Origin of the sequence: Enterococcus sp. DIV2402 (assembly GCF_017426705.2) — a bacterium.
Taxonomy (GTDB): Bacteria; Bacillota; Bacilli; order Lactobacillales; family Enterococcaceae; genus Enterococcus_F; species Enterococcus_F lowellii.
In genome coordinates, this window is record NZ_CP147251.1 from 1629869 (window position 1) to 1642508 (window position 12640).

The window sequence follows — 12640 nt, forward strand, 5'->3', positions numbered from 1 at the left end:
TTGTTATTAGGATAAGACGAATGTTTATTTTTTACAGGAAGGAAACATCGATAAATATAAAAAAACATCACTATTCCTAGTGATGACAAAATGCGGACGATGGGACTTGAACCCACACGAGCATACGCTCACATGACCCTCAATCATGCTTGTCTGCCATTCCAACACGTCCGCAGTAACAGTTAAAATCTTACTTTTTATTTGGATATTTGTCAATACTACAATTCTTACTTTTTTAGTAAAAATGAATAATAATACTTCCCGTTTTTTCAGAAAATTTGCTATAATAGGTACACTGAAAAAAAGTTCTATGGAAGACGCAGCAATACAGTTCAATATACATTATGTATATTTATGAAAAGAGGGTTCTACTATGAGAAATTTTGAAAAATCTAGCAAACTTGAAGGTGTTAGTTATGACGTGCGTGGGCCTGTGTTAGAAGAAGCAGATCGCATGCAAGAAGAAGGAATCAGTATTTTAAAATTAAATACAGGGAATCCTGCAACATTTGGGTTTGAAGCTCCAAACGAAATTATTCGTGACTTGATTATGAACGTGAGAGAATCAGAAGGGTATTCTGATTCAAAAGGTATTTTTTCAGCACGTAAAGCTATCGAACAATATTGTCAATTGAAAAATTTCCCCAATGTGACTATTAATGATATTTATACTGGAAATGGTGTCAGTGAGTTAATTACAATGTCAATGCAAGGTTTATGTGATAATGGGGATGAAATTTTAGTACCAATGCCTGATTATCCCTTATGGACAGCTTCTATTTCATTAGCTGGTGGCAAACCTGTCCATTATATCTGTGATGAAGAGAGTGAATGGAATCCTGATGTAGCGGATATTCGTTCAAAAATCACTTCTAAAACAAAAGCAATTGTTTTAATCAATCCTAATAATCCTACTGGAGCGGTTTATCCAAAAGAAATTTTAGAACAAATTGTTGAAATTGCCCGTGAATTTGATTTAATTATTTTCTCTGATGAAATTTATGACCGTCTATTGATGGATGGTCATCAACATATTCCTATTGCTACGCTAGCTCCAGATCGTCCAGTCGTAACATTTAGTGGCTTATCTAAATCTCATCGTGTGGCAGGCTTCCGTGTTGGTTGGATGGTTCTTAGTGGAGATAAAAGACATATTAAAGATTATGTTGAAGGCTTAAATATGTTATCTTCGATGCGTTTGTGTTCAAATGTGTTGTCACAACAAATTGTTCAAACGGCATTAGGTGGTTATCAAAGTATCGATAAATTATTATTGCCAGGGGGACGTATTTATGAACAACGTGAGTTTATCCATAAAGCAATTAATGATATTCCAGGATTATCTGCTGTGAAACCAAAAGCTGCTTTTTATATGTTCCCTAAAATCGATACGAAACGCTTTAACATTTTAGATGATGAAAAATTTGTTTTAGACTTTCTTCACGAGCATCATATATTGATGGTGCATGGTGGTGGATTTAATTGGCAACAGCCGGATCATTTTAGAATTGTCTATTTGCCAAATGTGGAAGAATTAAAACTAACTGCAGATAAAATGCATGAATTTTTAGCAACTTATAAACAAAAATAAAAAAATGGAGGAGCGAATAATCGCTGCTCCATTTTTATTCGGAAATTTTTTCGCAAACTTTTTTACTAATGACCATACGGCCACTAAATTTATCCATGATTTCTTTAGAAGGTTCGTTAACTTGTATTAAAAATGAATTTTCGTATTCTCGTTCAATAAAGCCAAATAAAGTTAGGTTTTCCCACTTGAATGTTACGTTTGTTTTCGTTTCCATACGTGTCACTCCGATCTAAATAATGAAGAATTCCGAACGTTTTTCGATAAAATCTTCCTTTTTTAACATTATGTGTTAAAATAAATAAAAAATAAAATGCTAATTCGCATATTTTGGAGGAAGTACGATGTCAACATCTGAAACTTTTGGCGAAACAATCAAGCGCTTACGAAAAGAACGTAAAATGACTCAAAAAATGCTAGCTCAAGGGATTTGTGCTCAAAGTGTTTTAAGCCGCATAGAAAATGGCGTAGAAATTCCCAATGTGATGGTTTTACAGAGTATTTGTCAACGATTAAATGTAACTTTGGACCAAGTTTTACATTCAGAGTCTGAAGAAATACAACGAATTAAATTTTTGTTTAGTCAAGTACACTACTATTTAATTCATCAAGAATATCAAAAAATGGAAGATTTACTAGAAAACTCCCGTTTGATGGATCATCTTTATTTAGATACAGATTTTCAACTTTATTATTACTATTTAGGAAGTTGTGAATATTTTTTATACCAAGCGTATGATGCTTCCATTCAATCTCTGAAAAAGGGATTATCATATACATATAATAAAGGAAACGAAAATAGTTCCTCTATTGAAATTCAATTATTAAGCTGTTTAGGTCGTGTCTTCGGCGATGCTGGGAATATTGAGAAAGCTTCCTTTTATTTGGAAACAAGTTACGAATTAATCGAATTATTACCAACTGAATTAACCAGTTTTGAGTTAACAAAGATATTTTATAATTATGGAAGTTTCTTATTCCAAATGGAAAAATATGAACAAGCACTAGAAGTTTCAGAACAAGGCATTTTATGGGCACAGCAACGTTGCAGTCATTATTATTTGGAAGAACTCTTTTCGTTATCAGGTGTTATTTGCCAAAAAATGAATCTTATAGAAGAATCGAAAGAATATTTATCTTTAGCTACTTATGTATCAAAAATTCGATAAATGGTGTAGACCTTTCTTGACTTCTAAGGAAAATAAGAGTAATTTTAGGGTAGAAAAAATAAAGAGGAGCGAGTCAAATGAGAACTTTTATAAGTGCAGATAAATTTTTCTTGAAATCAATGGTAAAAGGGCCTGGATATTTAGAAATTGTTGGCGAAAAATTTGGAGAGTACACTTCTGAACTTCCTGAAGAAGAAGTAACGTTGATTGATTATTCGGGCAAATGGATTGCACCGGGATTGGTAGATACGCACATTCATGGTTATATGAATCATGATGTAATGGACAATGATGCAGAAGGTATTAAGGTGATGTCAGATGCCTTGTTATCTTGTGGGGTGACATCTTTTCTACCAACAACTTTAACTTCTAGCAAAGAATTATTACGCGATGTGGCTGAAACGATTGGTCGTGTTCACAAGGATGTAACTGGTGCTAAGATTCAAGGAATTTATTTTGAAGGACCATTTTTTACAGAGGAATACAAAGGGGCACAAAATCCATCCTATTTCGGTGATCCTGATATTGATACTTTTCATGAGTGGCAAGAAGCTTCTGGCGGCATAATCAAAAAAATTGCTTTAGCTCCTGAACGTAAAGGTGTTGAAGAATTCGTTAAGCAAGTAACAGACGAAGGTGTAGTTGTTTCTCTAGGACATAGCAACGGCACATTGGAAGATGCCTCTAAGGCAGTAGAAGCTGGAGCGAGCGTTTTTGTGCACGCGTTTAACGGAATGCGTGGATTGAACCATCGTGAACCTGGTATGGTTGGAGCATTATTAAGTTTGCATGACGTTTTTTCTGAATTGATTTGTGATGGTCATCATGTTCATCCAGCAGCAGCAGAAGTATTGATGGAAAAAGCAGGGCATGATCATGTAGCTTTAATTACAGATTGTATGATGGCTGGTGGAATGCCTGATGGAAATTATATTTTAGGAGAGTTTCCGGTAGTTGTTGAAAATGGAACTGCTCGCTTGCAAGAAGGTAATTTAGCAGGAAGTATTTTAAAACTAAAAGAAGCTATCAAAAATGTCGTTGATTGGGGATTGGCAACACCTGAACAAGCAGTTATGATGGCAAGTTTAGTACCAGCTGTTAGTTGTAAAATTGATGATGTATGTGGCATGATTAAAAAAGGCCGTGCTGCAGACTTCATCGTTCTAAATTCAGATATGACACTTGAAGCTACTTATTTAGACGGTATTAAACGCTTCGATGCATCTAAATAATAAATGAAACAGAGTGAATATTTTTCGCTCTGTTTTTTTATAGTAAGTCGTCATAGTTAAATGATATAATGAATTAAAAGAAACTACTTCATTTAGTGAGATTAGTGCGAATCCCAAGCTCCCAGAAATTCTCTAGGAGATTCGCACCATGAAATATCCTATAAATGAGAAAATGATGAGAGATAAATACGATTATATTCGATTTTAAAAGAAAAATACATATAATTGGGCGATATTCATCAAAAAATAGGAAGGTTTGCTATTTTTTTACTTTTAATCGCCGTTGCAGTCTTCGTGACTGCATGGATTGAAATAGAAAGTACGCTACACTCAAGAAGATTTTGAAAATGTTGCAGTCTTCGTGACTGCATGGATTGAAATTAGTGATGATTTAGATGATATTTTAGATAATATGAAGTTGCAGTCTTCGTGACTGCATGGATTGAAATGATAAGGTCGTCTGCGTCCTCTTCGTCCTCAATTGTTGCAGTCTTCGTGACTGCATGGATTGAAATCGATGGCATTGTTGGTTAGGTATAAGATAAGAGAGTTGCAGTCTTCGTGACTGCATGGATTGAAATTTTGCTTACCTCATGCGGGTTATTTTTATTTTGTGTTGCAGTCTTCGTGACTGCATGGATTGAAATGCTATTTAACAACTCGTCTAAAGTGTTGTATTCCGTTGCAGTCTTCGTGACTGCATGGATTGAAATTACTATAATTGGTATGTACCATTTGCCGTGTTGTCGTTGCAGTCTTCGTGACTGCATGGATTGAAATACCTGTCCTAGATTCATTAATCACACTGGAAGCATCGTTGCAGTCTTCGTGACTGCATGGATTGAAATTTTTGTTGCCCACGATAGTTCATTCGATCGTGCCGGTTGCAGTCTTCGTGACTGCATGGATTGAAATTACAGATGCAAGTGACAATACTGTTAAACTCTATGTTGCAGTCTTCGTGACTGCATGGATTGAAATTCTCGAACATCTACTGTTCGGCCACTTTGACTGCCGTTGCAGTCTTCGTGACTGCATGGATTGAAATCACAAGTTTATCGTATCGTATTTTAATTGGTTCGTTGCAGTCTTCGTGACTGCATGGATTGAAATTCAACGCCTGTGAGTCGCTTTAGTTTACGAGAGGCGTTGCAGTCTTCGTGACTGCATGGATTGAAATCTACTTGGGCTTTCAGTTACATCTACTCTGTAATAGTTGCAGTCTTCGTGACTGCATGGATTGAAATCAAACCATTAAGCACAACACCTGAAATTGAGTTTTCGTTGCAGTCTTCGTGACTGCATGGATTGAAATAATATATTGGGGGAGAGAGCGCCCAGAAAATCAACGTTGCAGTCTTCGTGACTGCATGGATTGAAATGCACGATCAGCAACCATCATGAATTACGCTGGTTGTTGCAGTCTTCGTGACTGCATGGATTGAAATATTTTTCGTGAGCAAATTTTTATTGATGTACTCTTGGTTGCAGTCTTCGTGACTGCAACGAATTGAAATACGTAAACTATCGCCATAATTAGTTTGCTTCTCACGTCGTCGTAGGCTCCATAACGACATCAATTAAACAGGTCATCACTACATATTTTTCCGCAAGCATCTTTTATTAAAAGTCTATCTAATCATACGAACTACCATCTCTAGAAATCCTTTGAGTAATAAATAGTGAACTGGTTAACCAAAATTTATTTAATCAATAATTATTAGGTGGGCTTCAGAATCAAAGTATTGCTTAAAGAAACGAGAATTGAATTGATTCTCGTTTTTTTATATGTAAAAAAACGTCTGTGTTTTTATTTGTTTGTGTTAAACTAAAGAAAAAGGGGGAGGGCAAATGAGTTACATTGAAGTTATTGATGAAGTAAAAAAATATCAGATGGGTGATACGACAATCATGGCAAATGATGGTGTCACTTTTGGTGTTGAAAAAGGCGAAGTAGCTGTGATTTTAGGACCGAGTGGTGCGGGAAAATCAACAGTTTTGAATATATTAGGTGGCATGGATAGTTGTGATAGTGGTCAGATAATCATTGACGGTGTAGATATTGCAAATTATGATGCCAAGCAACTAACAGCATATCGCCGGGATGATGTAGGTTTTGTGTTTCAATTTTATAATTTGGTTCCTAATTTGACTGCAAAAGAGAATGTAGAATTAGCTGCACAAATTGTGGAAAATGCGTTGAATGCAGAAGCAATTTTAACGCAAGTAGGTTTAGGAAATCGTATGAATAATTTCCCGTCACAACTATCAGGAGGAGAACAACAACGGGTTACAATTGCGCGAGCTTTGGCTAAGAGACCGAAATTGTTGTTATGTGATGAACCCACAGGCGCATTGGATTATGAGACTGGAAAACAGATTTTGCAAATTTTGGAAGATACTGCAAGAAATACAGGAACAACCGTGATAATTATTACTCATAATTCTCAGATTGCTCCAATGGCGGATCGTGTTATTCGTATTAATGATGCAAAAGTTCGTAGTATTGAGCATAATGAAACACCAACACCAATTGCTCATATTGAATGGTAAGGAGGAAGGCAATGAAAAAGACAGCTCTCCTTAAAAGTAGTATTCGGGAAATCAAGCAATCGCCTGCACGCTTTTTTTCTATTTTAGGAATTATCTTTTTGGGTGTCGCTTTTTTTGTAGGGATTGGTGCGACAGGTCCAGATATGATTCAGTCTGCTGATGATTATTACAAAAAGCAGCAGTTATCTGATATCACAGTGTACTCTAGTCTTGGGTTTTCAGAAGAAGATCAAACATACTTAGAAAAACAAAAAAATATTGAATCGGTAGTTCCACAATATGTATTAGATATGCATTTAGTAGAAAAAAATGAAGTTGTTCGTTTTTATAGTCTAACAGATACAATGAACGTACCTGTGCTGGAATCAGGTAAATTACCAAAAGAAAATGAAATTATTTTGGATACTCGTGCGAAAGAATACTATAAATTAGGAGATACCTTTGAGGTTCAAAAAAATGATGATTCAGAAAATAATTTAAAGCAACAGCAATATAAAATTGTTGGTTTTGCGACAACACCAGAGTTTATTGACAATGCTAAACGTGGAAATACAAATGTAGGAAATGGTGCTATTGATTATTTTGCGCTTTTACCAGAAGAAGCTTTTCAAATGGATGCCTATTCACGAATGCTGTTGTCATTTAAAAATGTACAGACAGTGACTGCTTATTCTGACGAATATACGAAACTCATGGGTAAAAATCAAGAACAGTTAGAAGACTGGCTGGAGCCTCGAAAACAAGCTCGCTTAATTGAAATTAAGGAAGCTGCAAATCGTGAATTAGAAAAAAATCGCCAAAAAATTCAAGAAGGCGAAGAACAATTAGAAAAAGCTGAACAGGAATTGAAACAAGCAAAAGAAAAATTGGATCAAGGGCAGACGGAATTAGAAGCAGCACAACAAACCTATGATGAAAAAATAGCTGCTGCGAAAGCTGAAATTCAAACACGAGAGCAACAAATTACTGAAGCAGAAAAAGAACTCGCTGCAAATGAACAAATTTTAAATGAAAGTCAGCGTGAAGTCGATCGTCAATCCGGATCTTTAGATGCATACGAAGCTCAACTTTCGCAATTAGAAGCACAGCGCACTCAGTTAGAAGAAGCTCTTAATCAATTACAAATAGCACAACAAACCTTTAAAGATATTGAGCATTTAACTTCACAGGTCAATGAGGTACCTGAAGAAGAGCTGGATCAATTGTTGGATGATCTGCGAGTGAGTTTACAATTGTTGCTAACACAATTGCCAGAGGATAATGAATGGCTAACTACAGTTCAACAGATTCTTGATGAACTTTCATCGGAATCATTGTTAATGCTTGTTGCAGATATTCGTAGTTTAGGAGGAATGATTGATTCTCAAATTGCTACTCTTGAAGAAAATCTTGCGCAATTAGGAGCTGGAGTGGATGAAATTGCCCAAGGACAGCAACAACTTAAAGAAGGGCAAAGACAATTAGATGAAGGAAAGCAACAAATAGAAGAGGCAAAAAAACAATTAGCAGATGGGAAGCAGCAACTCGCAGAAGGGAAACAAACCCTTGCTGTAGAAGAAGAACGTAGAGCTAATCAATTAGAATCAGCTGAGAAAGAATGGCAAGCTGGTAAAAAGCAATATGATGAGGGCTTAGCAGAATTTACGAAGCAAAAAGAAAAAGAGCTACCAAAACTCAAAGAAGCGACAGAGACATTAGCTTCTGAACAAAAAAAGATCGATGAATTAAAGCCAGCATCCTTTACTTTAATTGATCGTGAAAGTAATCCTGGATACGCTGAATACAAGGAGAATGCGAATCGAATTTCATCAATCGCTACTGTTTTTCCAACGATTTTCTTTTTAATAGCAGCACTGGTTAGTCTAACAACCATGGGACGAATGATTGAAGAAAAACGTGTAGAAATTGGTACATTGAAAGCATTGGGCTATAAAAATGGCGAGATTTCTCAAAAATTTTTGTTGTATTCTTTATCTGCCGGACTTTTAGGAAGTTTATTAGGCTTAGCAGTGGGCTTTTATCTGTTCCCAACAATTATCATTAGCGCTTATGGACAGTTGTACAATATTAAAGAATTTATGACGCCATGGTATGTAGGTTATAGTAGTATTGGTATTGTCGTTGCATTAGTTTGTACAGTGGGCATTTCGTTGGTTGCCTTGCGTGTGGATTTATTCAGTTCGCCTGCTACGTTATTACGTCCGAAAGCGCCAAAAGCAGGAAAACGAATTTTATTGGAATATTTAACGCCATTATGGAAACGCATGAGTTTTATTCAAAAAGTAACGATGCGAAATTTATTTCGCTATAAGTCACGGATGTTTATGACTATTTTTGGTATTGCAGGATGTACAGCGATGATTCTGACAGGTTTTGGTTTACGGGACTCTATTAGTGATGTAGTCCCGATTCAATTTTCAAAAATTTGGCACTATCAAGGAATTGTCACTTTTAAAGAACAACCAACAGAAGTAGCGTATCAAAAGTATTTGGATAAACTTGAACAATTTGATGATTATCAGACACATTTAGCAATTGGTTCGGAAACTTTGACAATGGAGAAAACAGGAATAACTAGTCAAGATGTGACGGTATATGTGCCAGAAAATCTTGAAGCATTGTCTGATTTTGTTTTATTTAACAATCGTCAAACAGGAAAAGAATCTTATTTAACAGATGATGGAGCGATTATAAATGAAAAATTAGCCACTCTTTTTGATTTATCTGAAGGGGATACTTTTACCTTGAAAAATGCTGATAATCAAACTTTTAAAGTGAAAATAGCGGCAATTGTTGAAAATTATGTCGGTCATTTTGCTTATTTAACACCAAAAACTTTTGAAGAAGTTTTTGATAAGCAACCCACGTATAATACAGATTTAGTTGTCTTCAAAGATGAACAAACGAAAAAGCAAGAAAAACAAGTTGCAGAAAAATTGATGGAGCAAGAAGACATCATTAATGTTAGTTTCTTGTCTGATTCATCTACTGCATTAGACGAAACGACAGGAACATTAAATATTGTCGTCTGGGTATTAATTATTTCAGCTGGATTATTAGCGTTTATTGTGCTTTATAATCTGAATAATATTAATATTTCTGAACGGATTCGAGAATTATCAACCATTAAGGTGTTAGGCTTTTATGATAAGGAAGTAACGATGTACATTTATCGTGAGAACATTTTCTTAACGTTCTTTGGTGTTCTTGTAGGCTTAGCAATGGGGATTTTATTACACGGGTATGTTTTACAAACAGTAGAGATGGATATGCTGATGTTTTCGCCAACGATTCATTCAATCAGCTATATATATGCGAGTTGCATTACGACTTTCTTTACGTTAGTTGTAGGAATTGTCATGTATTTGAAGTTGAAAAAAGTTGATATGATTGAAGCGTTAAAATCAAATGAATAAGAGACTGGCATGCCAGTCTCTTATTTTTTTTGGTTTTCAATTTTTTCTTGAATTTCTTGTAGTTGTTTTTGAAGTTCGGCTTCTTTGTTTTTTAATACGATAAGATCTTCTTTTATTTCCTCTTCAGCTTCTGGTTTAGGTGGACGCAAAATGAAATTAAGGCCAATTGCCACAGAAGTACCTATAAATGTGTCGAAAATACGATCTATCGCTACATTGACAGAATCTCCAGGAGCAACACTTAAAGTAATTAATAGAATGGTTGCAATGGCAGAAATAATCCCAGCATTATTATTAATACCATCTGATACAACAATCACTAATGCCACTAGAGCAGGTAAAGCGATAATTTCAACAAGAAAATGTTCAGTAAATCGTTGTTGTAGTAACAAATATAAAATACCTGCAATCCCACCGATAGTATTTCCGAGAACCCGTGATTTACCAAAATTAAAGGTAGTTGTTAAATCTTGACGTAATGAAAAAACAGCTGCTAATGAAGCAATCCAAGGTTCGCCACGATTAAAAAATTCGAAAATTAAAATACAAATTAACACAGACAAAGATGATTTGAATGTTCTCATGCCAAGTCGAAAACGGCCAATATGCACAATAATAGCCCCCTTTCATTTAATAATAACGAATCTATAGAGAAAACACAAAAGGTTTAGTATAATTCCTTATGTAGGGAGGAACTTATATGAGAATTGGACTGCGTACGATTAAAACGGCAGTAGCCGCTATTTTATCCATGCTTTTAGCAAATGTATTAAATTTACTTTATGCGCCAGCAGCAGGAATTATTGCAATATTAAGTGTAGGAAATACAAAAAAAGCTTCCTTATACACTGGCTTAGGACGCTTAGCTTCTCTGGCAATTGCGACAGCGATATCTTTTGTATGCTTTCAAGTGATTGGTTATAATGCCATCGCATTTGGTATTTATTTATTATTTTTTATTCCTGTATCGGCTACCTTTCATTTAACAGATGGTATTGTTGTTAATTCAGTATTAGTCACACATTATATGATGGAGCAGTCGTATTCATTACCGCTTTTAATTAATGAACTACTTTTAATGAGTATTGGTGTAGGTTTTGCTTTAGCATTTAATTTGTACATGCCTAATATTGAAAAACAATTAAAAGAAGATCAAGAAAAAATAGAAGACAGTTTTCGTCATATTTTATCAGGTATGGCTGCGATGTTAAATCACCCCTCACGAGATACGCTAAAAAATTCGTGTGATAAGTTATTGATATTTATTCGTGAAGATCAACGACGAGCACAAATGTACCAAGAAAATCAGTGGCAGGTAGAAGATGCTTATTATGAAGAATATTTCTCTATGCGACGGACGCAAGTTAGAATATTATCAGACATGGTTCAATTACTCGATGGTATTCAAGTAGAAGAGGTGTTGGTAGAGGATTTGAGATTGCTTTTAAATTTCACTGCTGCGACATTTGATGAGGATAATGATGGGAAAGAAATTTTAAAACGTATTGACTTGGTTTATCAAGTGTATCGTTCAAAAACTTTGCCTCGGAATCGTGAAGAGTTTGAAAATCGTGCACGACTCTTCCAATTTCTTCAGTCTTTTAAAAGTTTTATTGAGATTAAAGCTGAGTTTTCAAAATCTATTACTAAACTGAATGAAGAGACAGCCGCTTAAACAAACGGCTGTCTTGCTTTTTACCAAAACCGACGCATATCATCTAAAATACGGATAACATCTGTTGTAAGTGGTAGCGTCCGATTATCGGCTCCCTCAACAGTGTCGATTAGGGTTTGAATTTCATAATTTAATGCTTCAGCAGTATCGCCTGCTTCAATCACTTCTTTGCGGCCGTCACGATAATTAATTTCAGCCTTATCAGCACGCGGGTATTCGTCAACAGTAATGTACGCATGTTCGTAGGCGACAATCCCTTCTTTAGGCATTTTTGCTTGGAAAGCTAGACTAACTGTAGCCATTTCATCTTTTTTATTGCGTAAAACAGTAATTGATTGTTCGTCTACACCTGTTTCAAACGGCAGAACGTTACTGAATAACACATCAGGCGCTTCAGATAAGAAAAAGCGTGCGAAAGATACAGCATAAGTTCCAATGTCTAACAAAGCGCCACCCGCCAACTCTGGACTGAAGAAGCGATTGGTTGGATCAGGATCTTTATAACTACCAAAAGGCGCTTGAATTAGTTTTAATTTACCTAATTTACCACTATCTGCGATTTTTTTTAATTCAAGGTAAAGTGGCATGTTAAAGATGGTCATTGCTTCTTGTAGTACAAGGTTTTTCTCTTTTGCAAGAGCAATTTCTTCGGCCAATTCCTCACTGTTCATCGTAATTGCTTTTTCACATAAAACATGTTTATTTGCTTGTAATGCGGCCATAATGTAGTGATGATGGACATTATTTGGTACGGCAATATAAACAAAATCAATCGCTTCATCAGCTAATAAATCATCAACTGTTTCATAAACATTCGGAATGGAAAATTTTTCTGCAAATGCTTGCACTTTAGATAATTTTCTAGCTGCGACACCGTAAATTTCACTAGTCTCACTTTTAAAATCTGCTGCAAATTGATGCGCAATATCACCTAGACCGATAATTCCCCAACGATAATTTGTCATTCTATCTTCTCCTTTTACTAATGATATCCTTAGTATAACAGA

At 35.4% G+C, this 12640-nt stretch carries 9 protein-coding genes, 1 tRNA gene and 1 CRISPR repeat array; of the genes, 6 read left to right on the forward strand and 4 right to left on the reverse strand.

What is annotated here, in order from left to right; all coding sequences use genetic code 11:
- Positions 1–91: 91 nt before the first annotated feature.
- Positions 92–174 (reverse strand) — tRNA-Leu (locus DOK78_RS07920).
- 199 nt (positions 175–373) lie between these two features.
- On the opposite strand from DOK78_RS07920, the gene DOK78_RS07925 reads away from it, so the two are divergent.
- Complete coding sequence (locus tag DOK78_RS07925) at positions 374–1591, forward strand: pyridoxal phosphate-dependent aminotransferase (RefSeq protein ID WP_207940867.1); 1218 nt, start codon at positions 374–376, stop codon at positions 1589–1591.
- A gap of 34 nt (positions 1592–1625) precedes the next feature.
- Here the strand turns inward: DOK78_RS07925 and DOK78_RS07930 are convergent, their stop codons facing one another.
- Positions 1626–1805 carry a DUF2187 domain-containing protein gene (locus tag DOK78_RS07930; protein WP_207940866.1) on the reverse strand — a complete coding sequence of 60 codons (180 nt, stop codon included), beginning with the start codon at positions 1803–1805 and terminating at the stop codon, positions 1626–1628.
- A 127-nt stretch (positions 1806–1932) separates the two neighbouring features.
- Here DOK78_RS07930 and DOK78_RS07935 point away from each other — a divergent pair, with 127 nt between their 5' ends.
- The 4 genes from DOK78_RS07935 (at position 1933) to DOK78_RS07950 (ending at position 9958) form a co-directional block, all read left to right on the forward strand.
- The gene (locus tag DOK78_RS07935) at positions 1933–2757 is read left to right on the forward strand and encodes a helix-turn-helix domain-containing protein (protein ID WP_207940865.1); all 825 of its coding nucleotides are present in this window, start codon (positions 1933–1935) and stop codon (positions 2755–2757) included.
- Between the two features lie 77 nt (positions 2758–2834).
- The gene (gene nagA / locus DOK78_RS07940; protein WP_207940864.1) at positions 2835–3989 is read left to right on the forward strand and encodes an N-acetylglucosamine-6-phosphate deacetylase; all 1155 of its coding nucleotides are present in this window, start codon (positions 2835–2837) and stop codon (positions 3987–3989) included.
- Between the two features lie 282 nt (positions 3990–4271).
- A CRISPR array of direct repeats spans positions 4272–5505; the repeat unit is 32 nt; unit sequence GTTGCAGTCTTCGTGACTGCATGGATTGAAAT.
- Between the two features lie 335 nt (positions 5506–5840).
- Complete coding sequence (locus tag DOK78_RS07945; RefSeq protein ID WP_207940863.1) at positions 5841–6542, forward strand: ABC transporter ATP-binding protein; 702 nt, start codon at positions 5841–5843, stop codon at positions 6540–6542.
- Between the two features lie 11 nt (positions 6543–6553).
- Positions 6554–9958 (forward strand): FtsX-like permease family protein, encoded by a 3405-nt coding sequence (locus tag DOK78_RS07950; RefSeq protein ID WP_207940862.1) that lies wholly within the window; start codon positions 6554–6556, stop codon positions 9956–9958.
- 20 nt (positions 9959–9978) lie between these two features.
- Here DOK78_RS07950 and DOK78_RS07955 read toward each other — a convergent pair whose 3' ends face one another.
- Entirely contained in the window at positions 9979–10569 is a 591-nt protein-coding gene (locus DOK78_RS07955; protein WP_207940861.1) for an FUSC family protein, read from the reverse strand.
- Positions 10570–10658: 89 nt separating this feature from the next.
- On the opposite strand from DOK78_RS07955, the gene DOK78_RS07960 reads away from it, so the two are divergent.
- Positions 10659–11633 carry an aromatic acid exporter family protein gene (locus DOK78_RS07960; protein WP_207940860.1) on the forward strand — a complete coding sequence of 325 codons (975 nt, stop codon included), beginning with the start codon at positions 10659–10661 and terminating at the stop codon, positions 11631–11633.
- 20 nt (positions 11634–11653) lie between these two features.
- Here DOK78_RS07960 and DOK78_RS07965 read toward each other — a convergent pair whose 3' ends face one another.
- The gene (locus tag DOK78_RS07965; protein WP_207940859.1) at positions 11654–12598 is read right to left on the reverse strand and encodes a Gfo/Idh/MocA family protein; all 945 of its coding nucleotides are present in this window, start codon (positions 12596–12598) and stop codon (positions 11654–11656) included.
- Positions 12599–12640 lie beyond the last annotated feature (42 nt).